This is a genomic window from Rhodococcus sp. PSi06 (assembly GCF_054960675.1).
Genome location: NZ_JBHNYO010000001.1, coordinates 290,992 through 308,808, shown reverse-complemented (window position 1 = coordinate 308,808; position 17,817 = coordinate 290,992). Strand labels below are relative to the sequence as shown.

Genomic DNA, 17,817 nt, shown 5'->3' with positions numbered 1-17,817 from the left:
TATTCGAGTGCACAGCCTAAAGGGGAGTAGGCAATCTGGCGTACCGGTCGCTCGATCCAGGTAGAGCATTCACACCGGGTCGACTAGTTTGTAATGGGCGATCAAAGATCGACGTTGATGAGCGGCGCGCCGGCCGAATCGTAGCTGTGACGGTGTGTGCGTTGAGGAGGTCGGGAGTGTCGCCAGAGGCGGATGAGCGGTTCGAGGATGGCCGCTTCCCCCTGTCGGCTGCTCAGATGAACATCTACCTCGCACAGCAGTTGGCACCGGACGTGCCGTTCACCATCGCTCAGTACGTCGAGATTCGCGGTGACATCGATCCGGCCGTGTTGATTCGTGCAACGGACATTGCCTGCCGACGGCTCGAATCGCCTGCAGTGCGGATCGGTGTAGAGGACGGCCATCCGTACCAGTGGTCGGACCTGCGGGTGCCGTACGCCATGATCTACCGCGACTTCACCGACCGCGACCATCCCATCGAGGATGCTCAGCGCTACATGGACGAGCAGTACCGGCAACCGGTGGATCTGGTTCGCGATCAACTGATCGCCTCCGACATCATCAAGGTGGGCCCATGCCACTTCTATTGGTACAGCCGGGCTCATCACATCGTGATGGACGGACTGGGTGCAATCTCGGTGCAGGAGCGCACGGCTGCGGTCTACACCGCGTTGATCGAGGGCACCGAGATCCCGAAGACCCGCGCCATCGGCGTGCGGGAGATCTACGACTACGAGGCCGCGTACCCCGCCTCGTCCCGCTACGAGACCGATCGCCAGTACTGGCTGGGCAGGCTCGACGGCCACCTCGAAGCACCCAGACTGGCCGGTAGCCCGAGCGAACCTGCCGCCCCCAGCGGAGTGACGGTGAGCGTCGGTGCCGTGCTGGACGCAGACCTCACCGAAGCTGTTGCTGCCGTGGCGCATCGGTACAATTCCTCCGACGTCCCCGTCGTACTCGCCACCTTCGCGCTGTATCTCGCGCGCATGACCGATACCGAAGACGTCATGCTCAGCTTGCCGGTCTCGGGCCGAGCGACCACCAAGCTGCGGGAATCGTCGGGCATGATGTCCAACGTCGTGCCGCTGCGCATCGGCGTGGAACCGGGGGTCACCGTCGAAGAACTGCTTCGACGAATTCAGGTGGAACTCACCGGCGCACTGCGCCATCAGCGGTTCCGCGTCGAAGACATGCAGCGGGCAACCGGCGACGGCACCGGCAGTGCCGCCGCAGGACGCGGAGTGTTCGGCCCCACGGTCAACATCATGATGTACAACAGCACAATTCGGCTCGGCGACGTCATCGGCGAATATCGCGTGCTCTCCAGCGGCCCCATCGACGACATGATGGTCAACGTCTACCCCGGGGTCGCCGGGACCAGCACCCGCGTCGACTTCCTCGGTAACCCGGCTCTCTACAGCACCGATGAGCTCGAAGCCCATCATCGACGCTTCCTGGCCCTCCTCCATGAGGTGGTCCATGCACCCGAGGGACTCGCGGTGTCCGAGCTCGAGGTGCTCGGTGCCGACGAAAAAGCAGCGCTACTCGGCGCATCTGCCACGGCGACCGCAACCCCGGCACCACTGCCGTCGCTGCTGAAGACCGGCACCGTGGTACGTGCTACGGGATTCGATCAATCCAGTGCAGACTTCGTCCGGGTCGCCGAACATATTGCTGCGCAACTGGTTTCTCTGGGTGCAGGCCCAGAGAAGCGTGTTGCCGTTGCACTAGAACGCTCCTACGAAGCGGTGCTGGCGTTGTGGGCGGTCTCGATCTCGGGCGGATCGTTCGTTCCACTCGACCCCACCGAGCCCGCCGAGCGATTGGCTGCGGTGGTCGCCGAAGCAGGCGTCGAGTTCGGGATCACCACTGCTGCTGCAGCACAACACCTTCCGGATTCGGTCCAATGGTTCGACATCGAGGATGTGCTCGACGCGGAACCGGTGGCGTTCACACCGCCGACCCTGCACGTCGACAACGAGGCCTACGTCATCCACACCTCGGGATCGACCGGGAAACCGAAGGCAGTCAGCGTCACTCACCGCGGACTCGCGCAACTCGCGGCCAACGTCGTGGAGAAGTACGCCGTCACTCCCGACTCCCGCGTGCTGCACGCAGCCTCGCCGGTCTTCGACGCGTCCATCCAGGAAATCCTGGCCGCGTTCGCTGCGGGTGCCACCCTGGTGATCGCCCCGGCCGACGTCTATGCCGGTCCCGCCCTCGCCGAGGTGTTGGACCGCGAGAAGATCACGCACCTGATCACCTCGCCGACGGTTCTGGCCACCCTCGATCCCGACGACCTCGGCTCCATCGACGTCTTCGACGTCGGAGGTGAGGAGTGCCCTCCTGCGTTGCGCGACAGGTTCGCCGCGGCCGATGCGGCGATGCACAATGCCTACGGCCCGACCGAGACGACGGTCTTGGCCACGTTGTCCGAGCCGATGCGCGCCGGCGAACGGATGACCATCGGCGCACCGCTGCCAGGTGTCCGCGGGCTGGTCCTCGACGCCCAGCTGCGGCCGGTACCCGGCGGAGGCGTCGGCGAGCTCTATCTCGGCGGCGACGGTCTCGCCCGCGGGTACAGCGGGCAACCGGGCGTGACGGCGACGCGGTTCATCGCAGACTCGGGGGTGCCCAAAGCCCGGTTGTATCGCACCGGAGACGTCGTCCGCAGGTCGTTCGACGGATCCTCGATGGAGTACCTCAGGCGTAGTGATCAGCAGATCCAACTGCACGGGCGTCGTCTCGAACTCGGCGAGGTGGAGTCTGCGGCCACCACGTGTGCGGGAGTGACAGCCGCCGTGGCCGTCGTTCGCGACAACCGACTCGTCCTGTACGTCACCGGAGTCTCGGTGGGGCTGGACAGTCATCTCCGCAGCCGCCTGCCCGCCTGGATGGTGCCCAGCACCGTCGTTGTATTGGATACGTTGCCCATCACGGCGAGCGGCAAGGTAGATCGCCGCGCGTTGCCTGCGCCCACCACATCGGTCACTACCGACTACGTTGCGCCACAGAGCGATACGGAACGAACGGTTGCGGGAGTATTCGCCGACGTCCTCGGTGTCGAGGACGTGGGGCGTGAGCACTCCTTCTTCGAGCTCGGTGGTGATTCGCTCAGCGCCACCCGAGTTCTCGCGCGTCTCGGTTCCACGATCTCGCTGACCGTATTGTTCGCGGACCCCACCGTCCGCGCGGTCGCGGCGGCCATCGACGCGTCCTCGGCGTCCGCGGTGTCGCTCGATCTGCTCGACACTGTTGTGCCGGAACGTATTCCACTGTCGTACGCGCAGCAGCGGCTGTGGTTCCTGAACCAATTCGATCCGGCATCTCCCGCGTACAACATGCCGGTGGCGGTTCGAGTGGGTGCCGGCGACGATCCCGAATTCGTCCTGACGGCTCTCCGCGACGTCATCGAGCGACACGAAGCCCTACGCACGTACTACCCGGCCGACGACGACGGTCCGAGGCAGGCAGTGCGTCCCACCGACACCGTCCTCGAGGAGGTGTTCGAGCGCACCGTCTCCGAGCACTATCTGGAATCGGCTGTCACAGCGGCTGCAGCGCAAGGCTTCGATGTCTCGGCGGAAGTGCCTATCCGCGCAGCTCTTCTGAGTGTGGCCGAATCCGGCGACACCGTCGTCGTGGTGGTGGTGCACCATATTTCGATGGACGGGTGGTCGGTCGACCCGCTGGTGCGCGATTTCGTTTTCGCCCACGCCTCTCGCAGCGCAGGTCACGCGCCCACCTGGCCACGCCTGCGCGCGCAGTACGGCCAGTACTCGGTGTGGAACCGAGCAGTGGTGGATGCGGTTGCCGACGAACAGCTCTCGTACTGGTCTTCGGTTCTGGGTGCCGGCGACGTGGCATCAGCAGAGCTACCGGCCGACTTCCCCCGGCCCGCGGTGCAATCGATGAGCACGGATGCAGTTCCGTTCGATATCGGCTCGCAGTTGCACACGGGTATTCGTGAATTGGCCCGATCGACGAACTCGACCACATTCATGGTGGTCCATGCCGCCGTGGCTGCGGCCCTGAGTCGGTTCGGTACCTCGAACCGGGTGGTGGTCGGGTCTCCGACGGCCGGGCGAGGTCACGAAGCACTCGACGAGATGGTGGGCATGTTCGTCGGAACACTGCCTCTCGCAGTCACCGTGGATCCATCGAAGACTTTCGTATCCTTGCTCGAGGCAGTGCGCACTGCAGACCTCGATGCCTTCTCGCATGCCGACGTCCCGTTCGAGCGCATCGTCGACGCACTGGCCACGGATCGATCCCTCGACCGACACCCGCTGTTTCAGGTGATGCTGGCATTCGACAATGCGCCGCACCGATCTCTGGACGACCTGCCCGTCTCGGTCCTGGAGATACCCACCCGTACATCGGAATTCGATCTCAACCTCGTACTGTCCGAGGAACACGGTGATGCGGCGGCCTTGACGGGCCAGATCGAGTACGCCCTGGACCTGTATCAACGGGCCACCGTCGAACAGTTCGCCTCGGTGATTCTGGACATCTTGAACGCGGCGGTGGCAGACCCCACTGTTATCGTCGGCAACCTTCCTCTAGCCAACGCGCCGACACTGCCTGCCAACACGGACGCCGGAACGCTACTCGACGTAGTGCAGAGTGGCGCAGCTGTTTCTGGAGATGCAGTTGCTGTCGATGGCCTGGAATCGATCACGTACGCCGAACTGGACCGTCGCTCGAATCGGATCGCACGCCTGCTCATCGCACATGGCGTCGGCCCGGAAATTCTTGTCGCGCTGTCCCTCGAACGCTCGGCTCAGTACATCGTTGCGCTGTGGGGCGTGGTGAAGGCGGGCGGGGTATTCGTGCCGGTGGATCCGCGTTACCCAGCGGTTCGTCGGGAACAGATGCTGCAGGGCATCGAGATCGGGTTCGGTGGCGTCGAAGGTTCGGTGCACTGGCTCGACGAGACGGCGGCCCAGAACTTCAGCGATCTGCCCCTGTCCGACGCGGACCGTCTGGCGGCGATCGAACCTGCGCACCCCGCCTACGTGATCCACACGTCGGGTTCGACGGGAACGCCCAAGCCTGTGGTGGTGACGCATCAGGGTGTGTACGCACTCGCGCAACAGGTCGTTCCGCGTTACGGCGTGACGCCCAGTTCGCGCGTGCTGCATGGATACTCGGTGAATTTCGACGCCGCGGTACTCGAGCTCGGCCTGGCTTTCGGAGCCGGGGCAACCATGGTGATCGCCCCTGCCGGCCTCCTCGGCGGAGACGAGATGTCGGCTTTCCTCACCGCGCATCGCGTCACCCACTACCTGTCCACGCCCGCGGTGCTCGCCACCGTGCCGCCGACCCCAGGGATCGAGACCGTCGCCGTCGGTGGAGACGTACTGGGCACCGGTGTCGTGGACGACTGGTCGGCAGGACGCTCGATGCTCAATGCCTACGGCCCCAGTGAGGCGACGGTGGTGGCGACGCTGGCCGAGTCGCTGCGTGCCGGCGAGCCGGTCACCATCGGCCGTCCGTTGGCGCACGTGGGAGCGCTGGTGCTCGACGACCGGTTGCATCCGGTCCCACTCGGCGGCGTCGGGGAGCTGTATCTGGCGGGCTCGGGCGTGGCTCGCGGTTACCGCGCGGACCCGGCGTCGACTGCCGCGCGTTTCGTCGCGGCACCCGATGGTTCGCGGATGTACCGCACCGGTGACCTCGTTCGCCGGCAACTCTCCGGCCTGCTCGACTACCGCGGGCGCCGGGACGATCAAGTTCAGATCAACGGTGTGCGCATCGAGCTGGGGGAGATCGAGAGTGCTCTGACGGCGCACCCCGACGTCAGCGGCGCAATAGCAGCGTTGCGTGAGAACAGAATTCACGCATGGGTCGTCGGACTCGGTTCGCAGGATGCTGCCCAGTGGCTACTGGACCGGCTGCCGTTGTCGATGCAGCCGGCCGTCATCGACCGGATCGACGTTATTCCACTGACCGGCAACGGAAAAGTGGACCTTGCTGCCTTGTACTTGGAGACGCTGCCGGATGGCGATCCGGCGGCGGTGCGCACCTTGGCGCAGGAGGTGGTTCTCGGAATCTTCGCCGACCTGCTGGGGATCGAGAATCCTGCCGTCGACGCCAATTTCTTCGTCCTCGGCGGGGACTCTCTCCTCGCGACGCGTGCTGCGATGCGCATCAGTGCGGCGCTCGGCACCCAGGTGCCGGTGCGGACCGTATTCAAATCTCCCACCGCGCAGCAGCTCGCAGCCGCGATCGGGTTGCTCTCGGGCAGCTACACCCCGCTACCGGCTCTGACACACGATCCGGACGCGCGCTCGTACCCCGGCCTGGCCCCGGCCGAGCGCCGCATTTGGCTGCAGAATCGATACGACCCGGCGTCGGCCGCGTACAACATCGCCTTCGAAGTGCCGCTCCCTGGAGACCTGGATCTCGATGTACTGCGCGTCGCGATAGCCGATGTGCTGGAACGGCATACACCGCTGCGCACGGTGTACCCCTCTACCGCGGACGGTCCGGTCACCGTTGTTCTCGACCCGCACATCGTGCTGTCGACGTTGGACGACGCTCATGCCGGGCACGAGGCTCTGACCCTGCTCGGCTTCGACCTGACCCTCGAAGCCCCTGTGCGACTGGCCATCGTGCATCGAGGCGGGGATCGGGTGCTGTCCGTTGTCGCGCACCACATCGCGATCGATGGTCTCTCGCTCCGACCACTGGCCCGAGACGTCGAGATCGCTCTGCTGGCCCGAATGTCCGGATCGACGCCGCTATTCGGCTCTCTCGCCGTCGACTACTCGGACTACCGAGTGTGGCAGCGCCACGTTCTCGACGCCGTTGCGTCGGATCAGCTCGAGTTCTGGCGTCGCGCCCTGGCCGGCGTGCCGGAGTTTCTCGATCTGCCGACCGGAACTCCTGATCCCTCGGCCGATGCCACCGCCGTGGAGTTCTCCGTCGGCCCGGAAACCCTCACTCGGCTGCGGACGCTCGCGCACCGGTTGGGCGCAACGGTGTTCGTCGTGGTCCACGCAGCGCTCGCCGCCGTACTGGCCGAAGCCAGCGGCACCCAGGACATCGCCATCGGAACACCGGTGGCGGGTAGATCCGACCCCGCACTGGACCACCTCGTCGGTATGTTCGTCGGTACCGTCGTGCTGAGAACCGAGGTCGATCCGTCGACGACGTTCGAGGACTTCGTGACCGCAGTCCGAGATGGGGACCTCGATGCCTTCGCGAACTCGGACGTTCCCTTCGAGTGGGTGGTGGACGCGGTGCAACCGACTCGCGCCGTCGATACGCATCCACTGTTTCAGGTGTTCCTCGCCTTCGGTGATACGGCCACTCCCACAATCGAAGTGGAGTCGTCCTCGATCACCCCGCGGCGCGTGGACATCACGGCCACCCAGTTCGACCTGGAGGTGTTGGTCGACGAGTCCGAGGCCGGACTGATCGGCCATCTCGGATACTCGCCCACACGGTTCTCGCGATCGGTGATCGGCGAACTGGCCGAGCGCCTGGCGGAGGTGCTGACCGTGGTCTCCACCCGGCCGGATTTGCGGCTCGGCAGTGCAGACTTCGGGCACGCCCCGTCGGCCGTTGCATCCCATCGCGGTACCGCATCCGAATACACACTGGCAGCAGTGTTCGAGCAGGCGGCGTCGAGCCGGCCGGATGCTACCGCGGTGATCGACGGGTCGCGGTCGCTGACCTATCGGCAGCTCGATCGACAGTCGAATGCATTAGCAGACAGTCTGATGCGTGCAGGTGCTCGTCCCGGCGCGCTGGTGGCGATTGCGTATCCTCGATCCGTCGAATACCTCGTCGCGATCTGGGCCGTTGCCAAGACCGGTGCCGGCTTCCTGTCCATCGATCCCTCGCAGCCCGTTGCCCGGGTCCAGGAGATTATCTACCGCGCAGCACCGGTCACGGGTGTCTCGGCGGCCGACTTCCCTTCGGTCGGTGCCAACTGGATGAGTGTCACTGGCGACGAGCTCGATCGGGTGGAGGTTCCGGTAGCACCGCTCGACAGCGTGGCCTATGTCGTCTACACCTCCGGTTCGACCGGAGTGCCCAAAGGCGTGCGGGTGACGCACCGCGGCATCGCGAATCTCGTGGAGAGTCAGCGAGATCTGTTCGGGGTCGAGCCGGATTCGAGGGTTCTCCAGTTCGCCTCGCCCAGTTTCGATGCATCGATATTCGAGACACTGATGGCCGTCGGCGCGGGAGCCGGTGTGGTGATCGTTCCGTCCGACGTGCACGGCGGGCGCGAGCTCGAAGCGCTCATCGACCGACACCAGGTGACGCACGCGTGCCTCACGCCGACCGTCCTCCAGGTGACCGACGCCGACGCCGTGCCATCGCTTCGGGTGGTCGTCATGGCGGGTGAAGCCGCCAATTCTGCTCTGCTGCAGCGCTGGTCGCGTGGCCGCTCGGTATTCAACGCCTACGGCCCCACCGAGGCGACCGTCATGAGCACCTGCACGACGGACCAGCGTGCATGGGGCCCGGCAGGGGCGGCGGGTCCGGTGACCATCGGCGGTCCGACCCGTGGATTCGACGCCGTGGTGCTCGATGCCCGGCTACGACCGGTGGGAAGCAACGTCGTCGGGGAGCTCTACCTCGGCGGGGCCGGTCTTGCCGAGGGATATCTGGGGCAGAGCGGTACGACTGCAGTGAGTTTCGTGGCCAATCCTTTCGGTGACGGTCGGCTCTACCGAACCGGTGATCTCGTGCGTTGGATTGATCAGAGCAGCGTGGTTCGGGGTAGCGATCGTGAACTCGAATATCTGGGTCGAGCGGATTCACAGGTCAAGATTCGCGGTCATCGCGTCGAGCTGTCCGAGGTGGAAGCAGCACTGCTGCGCCACCGAGATGTACGTCAAACCAGCGTGATCGGTCATGGAGACTCACTGGCCGCTTACGTGGTGGGCGACGTCGAGCCGCGGGAGGCTCGCGACTTCCTGGCGAGGACATTGCCTGCGTACATGCTGCCCGGCACTGTGACCGTCGTCGACGCACTGCCGATGACGTTGTCCGGCAAGGTCGATGTGAGCAAATTGCCTGAGCCCTCGGTGATGTCGACCGAACGACGGGCACCGGTCTCGGCGAACGAGGAGTTGGTGCACAGCGTGTTCTCCGACGTACTGCAGGTGGCGGGCGACGACATCGGTGTGGACGACAACTTCTTCGATCTCGGTGGGCACTCCCTCTCGGCGGTGCAGGTGATGGATGCGCTGGGGGACCGTCTGGACCATCGCCTTCCCATCAGTCTGCTCCTGGTGCACCCGACGATCTCGGCTCTGGGTGCTCAACTCGACACGGGCGACCACGGCGGCGACAGTGCGTTCGATGTGGTGCTTCCGCTTCGAGCCGAGGGCGCGGGCGCGCCGCTGTTCTGCGTGCACCCGGCCATCGGGATCGCCTGGAGCTATGTCTCGCTGCTCGGGGAGACCGACCGCCCGCTGTACGGCCTGCAGGTGCCGGGCATCGACGACGAGCAGGCATCGCCGGCTTCGATCGACGAGTTTGCCGAGAGGTACGTGCGCGAGATCCGAGGCGTGCAGGCGAACGGTCCCTATCACCTTCTCGGATGGTCGCTCGGCGGCGTGATCGCGCATGCCATTGCCACAAAACTGCAGTCCGAAGGCGAGGACGTCGCGCTGCTCGCGCTGGTCGACGCACAACTCTCGGCACCTGACGATGCTACGGAGTTCGGCATCGACGATCTCGCCCGTCAGCTCGGGGTGGAGGGTGATTCGTTCGAGACCATCGTGGATCGCTTGCGCGAGAACAGAAGCGAATTGGCGTTTCTCACCATCGATCATCTGGAGCGAATGTATCGTCCCGTGTCGATGGCTCCCACCTGGGTGGCGTCGTACGCGCCGAGGGTGTTCGAGGGGCCGGTGCACTATTTCGCAGCCCGCGGTTCGCACGGTGCAGAGCACTGGACGGAATCGGTGGACGGGAAGATGTCGGTTCACCGGGTGGATGCAGAACACCAAGACATGTTGGGCGAGATCGGTGCCCGGGCGCTAGGCCGAGTGATCGGCAACGATGCGGTGGGGAAAGGTGTGGCGTGATGAGCGAACAACTGGAGCCGTACGTCGATGACGTGCGAGCGCACTACGACCTGTCGGACGAGTTCTTTGCGCTGTTCCTCGATCCGAGCATGACGTACAGCTGCGCCTACTTCGAGCGTGACGACATGACGCTCGAGGAAGCGCAGATTGCCAAGATCGACCTGGCGCTCGGCAAGCTCGACCTGAAGCCGGGGATGACGCTGCTCGATATCGGTTGCGGCTGGGGGGCTCTCGTCAAGAGGGCCGTGGAGAAGTACGACGTCAACGTCATCGGTCTGACGCTGAGTCGCAACCAGTACGAGCACGGACGCGCCATGGTTGCCGACCTGTCGACCGATCGCACCGTGGACATCCGATTGCAGGGGTGGGAAGAGTTCGACGAGCCCGTCGACCGAATCGTCAGTATCGGCGCGTTCGAGCATTTCCGACGGAACCGGTATTCGGCGTTCTTCGCCAAATGCCGCTCGGTGCTGGCACCGGGCGGTCGAATGTTGTTGCACACCATCGTCATCACGCCGCCGGATCCAGCGTCAGGGGGCGGTGGTCTCACGCGTGAGGATGCACACTTCTCCCGCTTCATCCTGCGCGACATCTTTCCCGGCGGGCAGTTGACCCTCGTGAAGGTGGTGAAGTCCAAAGCGGCCGAGGCAGGCTTCGAGCTGCTTCGGGAGCATCCCTTGAGGCTGCACTACGCGAGGACACTCGACACGTGGGCCGAGAAGCTGATCGCATCCCGGGACGAGGCCATTGCCGTGTCCTCGGAGGCGACATACGACAAGTACGTGCAGTACCTCACGGGCTCATCGGATCGATTCAAGAGTTCACGCATTGACGTTGTGCAATTCACCCTCGAGGCTGCAGACACGCCTGCGCCGTGACACCCTCGACTACGCGGCGTGCATCTGCGCCGGTATGTCGTCAGTGATCGTCGGTTTGTCGTCGGTGATCGCTGGTTTGTCGTCAGTCATTCTGCCCGCCAACTCGGCTGCGGCCTGCTCGGCGTCGACACGGCGAAGGCCGAGGACGATACACACGGCGGTAACAGCGCCGATCACCAACCACACGGAGACAATAACGAGTGCCCACATCATGACTCGCATTCGTGGCACTCAGCTGTTTGGATGGTGCCGAATCGCGTCCAGTTTCGTTTGTGCCGCCCCCAACGTTCGTCTAGGAGAAATATCCGCCATGAAGAACGCCCGACTCGGTTTCGTCAGTGGACTGTTCGTCGCTGCGGTGATTGCCCTCGGCACTGTAGCCCCCGGTACCGCCGCCGCCGCACCACTTCCGGTAGTTGGGCCCGGTAGCGGCTTCGTCACCACCGGAGGCATCGACGACCTCACCGTCTGCTCCATCGCGGCCGTCGGATACGACGACGCGGGCAGACTCGTCGCGCTCACCGCAGGGCACTGCATTCTGCGAACGGGCCTGCCCGTGACACTCGTCGGATCGCCTGCCGCCCCGGTCGGCACTACGGCCGTCGGGCATTGGGGGCCCGACTACGGCGTCATCGTTCTCGACCCCACCAAGGTCACGCCGGTATCGAGCCTGAACGGAATCACCGTGACGGACATCGGCGTCGGGTCGGTGGGGCAGCCGGTCTGCAAGAGCGGGCTCGGCAGCGGACGGACCTGCGGCACGATCGTCGAGGATCGCGGCGTCGACCTGATGTCCGACGCGGTCACCATCTGGGCAGACTCGGGAGCTCCACTGGTGGCCGGCACTACGCTCGTCGGAATCGCCAGCCATGCCTCGGGAGCTCCGTTGCTCACTCCCACCGCCTACGCGTCGGTGTCGGAATCGTTGCGCCTACTGAACGCGTCGGGTGCGGCGGGTGCCGGCTTCCGGCCGGTGTGATCAGCCGGCTCCGCGAAGTCGCGCTTCCGTTCGAGCCTCGGCCTCCGCATAGTCGCGGGCCGATGCCTGCAGTTTTCGAGCCAGGTCTTTCACATCGGTCGACAACGTCGAGTCGGCAGCCTCCCAACCGGACAGCAGGGTCGAGTAGGCCGCACCGGCGGCTCCCGGCCAGCATGCTGTAGCCGTCGACAAATCTCGTGCCACCACGACCAGATCCTCGGATGCTCTTTCGATCGCAAGATCGGTTCTGCCCGCCGCGTCGAGAAGCACCGCCACACTGACTTCCAGCCGATCCCCCATCGCATTTCCTCCCCCGAGGCCGTTGGTACCTGTCACTACGGTGAACGTAACACCCGGTCGAGGGTGGAGTGAGCTGGTAGCTTGACCGCGTGGTTGACATCGGGGGAATCAACGACTGGGACACGGCGGGCCTCGAGCGGCTCAGCAGCTCGCTGACCAGCAGAGCCAGCACCCTGATCGATCTGGGCGATCAGCTCGATCAGATCAAGCTTGTCGACGGCTGGGTGGGGGAGTCCAGTGACGTGGCTCGCCGCGCGTTCGATGCCGTTGTCGATCACCTGACCGACAGCGCTGCGCAGGTGGGAGCCATCAAGCGACTCACCGGCGACACGGAAGATGCTGTGACGGCATTGAAGCGTGCACTTGCCGAGGTCTCGTCACTGGCCTTTGCGCACGAGTTCGCAGTCTGCAACGACAACACGTTGTGGGACAGATGGGCTTTCGAGCGACCCGCGGATCAGACCGATGCCGAAGCCGTCGACCGTCAGCGAATGAAAGCCGAACTCCTCGACCGCATCGGCGAAATTGTCCGTCGCGGAACAGAAATCGAGGACAACGCGGCCGACATCATGACCGCAGCTGCTCGAAACCTGATCAGCGACAACGACAGTACCGATGTGCGCGAGGCACTCGGAATCGGCGACGAGCAAGGTGCGACGAAAGCTCCACAGCCGCCGCGAGAGGGAAATTCGGCCGAGAACAATCAATGGTGGAACTCGCTCAGCGACGATCAGCGCACTTTCGTCCGAGAAGAGCGACCGCAGTGGATCGGTGACCTCGACGGCATTCCGGCAGTAGAGCGGTCGAGCGCGAACCTTGCTCGATTGGACATCGAGCGCAGCTCCATCGACGGTCAGGTCAACGAGGCACAGGCCCGCTTCGATCGGTCCGGTAGTGCGACGGACGAGAAGCGGCTGGAAATGGCGCTCGACAAACGCTCGTCGCTCGACGCCGTCGAACATCTGCTGTTCCAGACGGGAGCGGACGGCAACTTCGTGCTGGGCGCGGACGGCCAGCGCATTCCGGTTCCGGACCGGCAGCTACTGGCCTTCGATGCCTCACCCGAACAGACGCTGGCCACCGCCGTCGTCGCAGTCGGTGACGTGGACACGGCGGATCATGTGTCGGTACATACGCCAGGCTTCACCAGCACTGTCAACGGTGGGCTCGGCAGCCTGGTGAACGACGCAGCGAACATCCGTCAACTCTCGCAGTGGCAACTCGATCACTACAGTCCCGACGCCGCTGGACAGACCGTCGCATCGGTCGCCTACATGGGATACGAGGCCCCGCAGAACGTCGGGGTGTTGTCCGACGACATGGCCCAGGCCGGAGGCAGCAGGCTCGCCTCGTTCCTCGACGGCATCGACGCATCGCGTTCGGACGATCCGCACCTGACAGCCGTCGGGCACTCTTATGGTTCTCTGACAACAGGATTCGCGCTACAGAACGGGACCGGTGTGGACGACGCAGTGTTCATGGGGTCGCCTGGGGTCGGTACCGACAACCTGGGTGCGCTCGACATCACCGGTGACGCGTACACCCTCGCGTCAGGCGGGGACGGTGTCGCGGCCCTCGCCGCATTCGACGGCGATCCACGTGAAATCAACGGCATTCACGATTTGTCGACTCGCGCCGCCGACGTGGTGATGCCCGACGGAACCGACGTCGCGCTGATGTCCACCGACCGATTCACCGGACCGATCGTCGAACGAATGGGAAGCCACAGCGACTACTACAAGCTGGACACCACGAGTCAGTTCAATCAAGCCGCCGTGATCGCGGGCATTCCAGATGTGGCAGTGGCCCGATGACACGATCGACAATAGTGTGCGCAGCCGCACTGCTCACGGCGGCGCTTTCAGGGGGATGCATGAGCAACACGCCGGAGCCATACGAGGGAGAGCATCGTCCGCGTGGAAAGGCCGACTCGGAAATCGTTGCAGAGCAGACCGCCCTGCGGTTCGAGGAGTTGAAGCAGCGGGAGGGGCGCCAGAGCACAGTGGAGCCCGCCTTCGAGCGAATGCAGGAAGACATCAAGGCGGCGATCTCGAATCTGGTACCGGGACTGGAATGGTCGACCACCCGTACGCGTAGCGAATCACCCTGCGATGAGCCGTATTCCAATACGCCCGGCCTCAATGTGACGCTCGTGCCGTTCAGTTCCGATGCGCCGATCCCGGCCGATCGGTGGCCGGCCGTGCTCGAGGCGGTCAATTCCATCGCCGTCGCCAACGGTTTCGACGGTGTCGGTCAGGGGCGTGACGACGGGACACAGCGCTCGGTGAGTCTGCGCGACCCCGACGGCGGCCAGATACTGCTGGGTGCAGGCGGACGCACCGCGCTGATGATCACGACGGGTTGCTACCTACGGTGATCGATCGGCCCTAGACCCGATCCACGCCTGGCTTATGCGTCGGATCGATGAGGAACAGGCTACTGCCGTCCAATCCGTCTCTGCGGTGGATACTTCCACGTAAGCCGGCCTCGACCAGGCGGACGGCGATCTCGTAGATCTCGTCGAGCCGTGCGTCGGAGAGATCGGGCCGGATGGCGAGATGGATCTCGTCGCCTATGTGCCGCATCACTGCCTCGAAAGACGGGCTCACCGAGCTGTAGAGCAACTCGCATTGAACCACCAACTCGTCGGACATCACGTAGTCGTCGGCCGCTCCCAGCAGTGGCGACACCCCGAAATCCTCGAGCAGGTTGATCAACTGCACCCCACTGGACCCGGCTGCCGTCGACCGGTCCGCCATCACACCGGACTCCACTTCCTTCGTGGTGAAGATCAGTGTGGCCTCGGCACTGGGATCGAGAAGGCCCAGATCGGCGCGCATCGCAGTGAGCAACAACGAGTGCATCCTGGTGATGTACGCGTGCTCGCTCTGTAAGCGTTCGTGCGCGGGCGCAGGGATACCGGCCTCGGGGGCCAGCGGGGACAACACTCGGCGATCGATGCCCGTCGAGAGCTCCAACGCCAGTGGATGGACGCGTCTGCGGGCAACCACCAAGGCCGCGGTGAGCGCCAGGTTCAGTTGATCGTAGGCCTTGTTCAACGCCTTGGTCGCAGCAGCGAGATCGCCCACCGGTGTCGAGATCACTGCCTCGGAAATCTCCTCGGCCACAACACGATCGACATTCGACAGCGCGAAGAGCAGCTCCTGGTACCGTGCGGTCACCTGGTCGCGGTTCCACGAGTCGCTCTCGCCCGACTGCCGCACCTGACGATCGACAGCATTGTGCAGCGCCGCCACCTCGCGAGAGATGACGTCCTCGTTGGCGCCGAGCCGACGCACGCTCAGTGCCGCCCATGCAGCACCCATCGCCGCGATCACCACGACGATCAAGGTCCACAACGCAATTGCGGACACACCCGACTCCGAAGCAGCCAAGACGCTGGTAGTCATCGCTACATCATGCAGGAATGTGTTACTGATCGTCCCTCTTTCGCAGTTCTAACCTGCGAGTGTTAACGAGTACTAACCCGCTGCGGGTGGCGAGGTGAGCGGATGCGGGCTTCACATCCCCCTCGACACGAATGATCTAATGACCGGGGCCTGTGGGGGACAGGCGAGGAGCCGGGGGAGTTATGCATCTGACTGCGATAGACAACTGGGACACCCGCAAAATAGTTCGCGTTGTCGCAATGGCGTTGACGGTTGTCGGCGTGAGTACCGGGTGCGGTACCGGTACGGGGGAGCCGGCTGTGAACGATCAAGACGTGGCAGCGATCAAAGACGCGCTGTATGCGAAAGGCACTGCAGAAGAGGAACTCGCGGCACTCGAGCCGCTCGTGATCGAGATGGCGGACGCCGTCGTAGGTGTCGTTCCGAACCTGACGTGGTTTCGCAATCGCGACGAGCAAACAGTGTCGTGCGAGGCCGTTCCGGGTGACCCTAGTAGCGCCTCGGCCTCGACGCTCCGCAACGTCGTGTTCGACGGTCCGATCCCCGACGACGCATGGCCACAGGCATTCTCACGTGTGCAAGAGATCGCCGCCCGCGTCGGCGCAACCGAGGTACAGGTGCGGGCCGATACCTCGGGTAATCACGACGTGCTGCTGCTCGGCGAGGACAAGGTGCAGTTCGGCCTCGGGACCTTGGAAGCCGGCGTCATCACTGCTCGAACCGGTTGCCACCTGACATTGTCGGATCAGGACCAGTATGCGAAGTAACGGTGTCCGGTTGCCGTTGCGCCGCGATGCGACGGGGATCGTGTCGGGGTAGTGAGTCGATGAGGATGCGTCGGGGATGCGACGCCGGCCCGGTGATCAGATATTTCTGACCGGGTCGCACTCGGTCGGCCTCGGCGAGAACATCTTCCGACGGTGAGTGGTTTTGCTGCAGGGGCTCGGTGTCGCGTAGTGCGTCGGAGACTATTCGCCGCGGGTCGTATTGGCGCAAGTCGATCGATTCCCATTCACTCCGCCGCAGGGGAACACCCATCTCGTCTTCCGCTGCGCTGCGGGTGGTCTCGACGAAATGACGTACCGTGCGCACGGCCCGTCCGAGCCCATGGGCGTACCCCGGTAGGCGCGAGGGGCCGAGGACGAACCCGGCGATGATCGCGACCAGGAACAATTTCTCGATGGTCAAGCCGAACATGTTGTGAGCTCCGGTTTCGGTGGTTTGAGAGCACGCCTGTCGTGTATCGCGGTGATTGCGATCGCTGCTCCGAAGAGTGTCGCCATCGGCAGCGCGACCAGGAACATCGACAGCACATCTGCAGCGGGTGTGACGAGCGCGCTGAACAGGGCAATGGCGACGACGCTGATCCGCCAGCTGCTGCGCAGCCGGTGTGCGGAAAGGATGCCGAGACAGTTCAGCATCACCAGCACGGCGGGAAGGACGAAGGCGATGCCGGTCGCCAACACGATCTTCATGACGAAATCCACGTAGTACGAGGCATTGAGAATGGTGCTGTCCTCGTCGGATGAGAAGCCGGCAAGCACGCTGACCATGCGCGGGAAGATGCTGAACCCGAACATGCACCCGCCCAGGAACAATGGGACCGCTGCGGCGGAGAATCCATACACGTACTTCTTTTCTCGACGGGTCAGCCCGGGGGTGAGGTAGGCGAACAGCTCACGCAACCACACCGGACTCGACACGATCACACCGGTGAACAGCGCGATTCTCAGTTCGAGATCGAAAGCACCGGTGACTGTTTCGAAGTTGAGGCTGGCCTGGCGGGACAGGGCGAGTTGCTCGACGGGTGCGCGCAGTACGTCGAGAATCCGATCGGACAGGGCAAATCCGATGGCTATGCCAACGAGCAGGGACACCGCCGCGCGGACAGCGCGGCGACGTGCCTCGCGCATGTGCCCGGCGAGGGGCATCGCGCCCCGCGGAGCGGTAGCCCGCGTGACCGGCTCCCGCTGAGCTCGCGCGGCGGTGGCCGTGGTCATGACGCCTGTCGGTACGGCACTGCGGCGTCGTCGCGCGTTGACGCTGTTTTCTCCTCGTGCACTTCGTCTTTGAGGATGCGCATCGACTGCCCGACGCCCTTGGCGAGGGACGGCAGTTTGGTGGAGCCGAACACGAGCAGCAGGATGGCGAGAACGATCAGGGCGTGCCATCCGGTTAGGTTGTGCAACATAGTA

Annotated in this window: 12 protein-coding genes; 6 read left to right on the top strand and 6 right to left on the bottom strand. The window is 64.4% G+C overall.

Features of this window, described 5'->3' with window-relative positions:
* The first annotated feature begins 176 nt into the window (after positions 1 to 176).
* Together ACFI9K_RS01550 and ACFI9K_RS01545 are read left to right on the top strand one after the other, a co-directional pair.
* Positions 177 to 10,055 (top strand): amino acid adenylation domain-containing protein, encoded by a 9,879-nt coding sequence (locus ACFI9K_RS01550; RefSeq protein WP_462661888.1) that lies wholly within the window; start codon positions 177 to 179, stop codon positions 10,053 to 10,055.
* The gene (locus tag ACFI9K_RS01545; RefSeq protein ID WP_462661887.1) at positions 10,055 to 10,933 is read left to right on the top strand and encodes a cyclopropane mycolic acid synthase family methyltransferase; all 879 of its coding nucleotides are present in this window, start codon (positions 10,055 to 10,057) and stop codon (positions 10,931 to 10,933) included. Before ACFI9K_RS01550 ends, ACFI9K_RS01545 begins: the two co-directional genes overlap by 1 nt.
* 9 nt (positions 10,934 to 10,942) lie before the next feature.
* On the opposite strand, the gene ACFI9K_RS01540 is transcribed toward ACFI9K_RS01545, so the two are convergent.
* Positions 10,943 to 11,155, bottom strand: coding sequence for a hypothetical protein (locus tag ACFI9K_RS01540; protein WP_462661886.1), 213 nt, complete (start codon positions 11,153 to 11,155; stop codon positions 10,943 to 10,945).
* Between the two features lie 88 nt (positions 11,156 to 11,243).
* Between ACFI9K_RS01540 and ACFI9K_RS01535 the strand changes: the two genes are divergently transcribed.
* Positions 11,244 to 11,912 carry a chymotrypsin family serine protease gene (locus ACFI9K_RS01535; protein ID WP_462661885.1) on the top strand — a complete coding sequence of 223 codons (669 nt, stop codon included), beginning with the start codon at positions 11,244 to 11,246 and terminating at the stop codon, positions 11,910 to 11,912.
* Here the strand turns inward: ACFI9K_RS01535 and ACFI9K_RS01530 are convergent, their stop codons facing one another.
* On the bottom strand, positions 11,913 to 12,248 hold the full coding sequence (locus ACFI9K_RS01530) for a WXG100 family type VII secretion target (protein WP_462661884.1): 336 nt from the start codon (positions 12,246 to 12,248) through the stop codon (positions 11,913 to 11,915). It lies immediately after the preceding gene.
* 53 nt (positions 12,249 to 12,301) lie between these two features.
* On the opposite strand from ACFI9K_RS01530, the gene ACFI9K_RS01525 reads away from it, so the two are divergent.
* Together ACFI9K_RS01525 and ACFI9K_RS01520 are read left to right on the top strand one after the other, a co-directional pair.
* Positions 12,302 to 14,026, top strand: a complete 1,725-nt coding sequence (locus ACFI9K_RS01525) for an alpha/beta hydrolase (RefSeq protein WP_462661883.1) — start codon at positions 12,302 to 12,304, stop codon at positions 14,024 to 14,026.
* Positions 14,027 to 14,085: 59 nt separating this feature from the next.
* Entirely contained in the window at positions 14,086 to 14,589 is a 504-nt protein-coding gene (locus ACFI9K_RS01520) for an LppA family lipoprotein (RefSeq protein ID WP_377451033.1), read from the top strand.
* Positions 14,590 to 14,599: 10 nt separating this feature from the next.
* Here ACFI9K_RS01520 and ACFI9K_RS01515 read toward each other — a convergent pair whose 3' ends face one another.
* Complete coding sequence (locus tag ACFI9K_RS01515) at positions 14,600 to 15,622, bottom strand: hypothetical protein (RefSeq protein ID WP_462661882.1); 1,023 nt, start codon at positions 15,620 to 15,622, stop codon at positions 14,600 to 14,602.
* A gap of 182 nt (positions 15,623 to 15,804) precedes the next feature.
* Here ACFI9K_RS01515 and ACFI9K_RS01510 point away from each other — a divergent pair, with 182 nt between their 5' ends.
* Positions 15,805 to 16,389 carry an LppA family lipoprotein gene (locus ACFI9K_RS01510; protein WP_462661881.1) on the top strand — a complete coding sequence of 195 codons (585 nt, stop codon included), beginning with the start codon at positions 15,805 to 15,807 and terminating at the stop codon, positions 16,387 to 16,389.
* Here ACFI9K_RS01510 and ACFI9K_RS01505 read toward each other — a convergent pair.
* Genes ACFI9K_RS01505 through ACFI9K_RS01495 form a run of 3 tightly spaced genes read right to left on the bottom strand, consistent with a single transcriptional unit; the run spans position 16,331 to position 17,813 of the window.
* Complete coding sequence (locus tag ACFI9K_RS01505; RefSeq protein ID WP_462661880.1) at positions 16,331 to 16,819, bottom strand: Sec-independent protein translocase subunit TatA/TatB; 489 nt, start codon at positions 16,817 to 16,819, stop codon at positions 16,331 to 16,333. The two genes, ACFI9K_RS01510 and ACFI9K_RS01505, sit on opposite strands and share 59 nt — an antisense overlap.
* Complete coding sequence (gene tatC, locus ACFI9K_RS01500; protein WP_462661879.1) at positions 16,807 to 17,622, bottom strand: twin-arginine translocase subunit TatC; 816 nt, start codon at positions 17,620 to 17,622, stop codon at positions 16,807 to 16,809. The genes ACFI9K_RS01505 and tatC overlap by 13 nt, the downstream gene beginning before the upstream one ends.
* Positions 17,619 to 17,813: a twin-arginine translocase TatA/TatE family subunit gene (locus tag ACFI9K_RS01495; protein ID WP_462661878.1), complete on the bottom strand. Its 195-nt coding sequence runs from the start codon at positions 17,811 to 17,813 to the stop codon at positions 17,619 to 17,621. The genes tatC and ACFI9K_RS01495 overlap by 4 nt, the downstream gene beginning before the upstream one ends.
* Positions 17,814 to 17,817 lie beyond the last annotated feature (4 nt).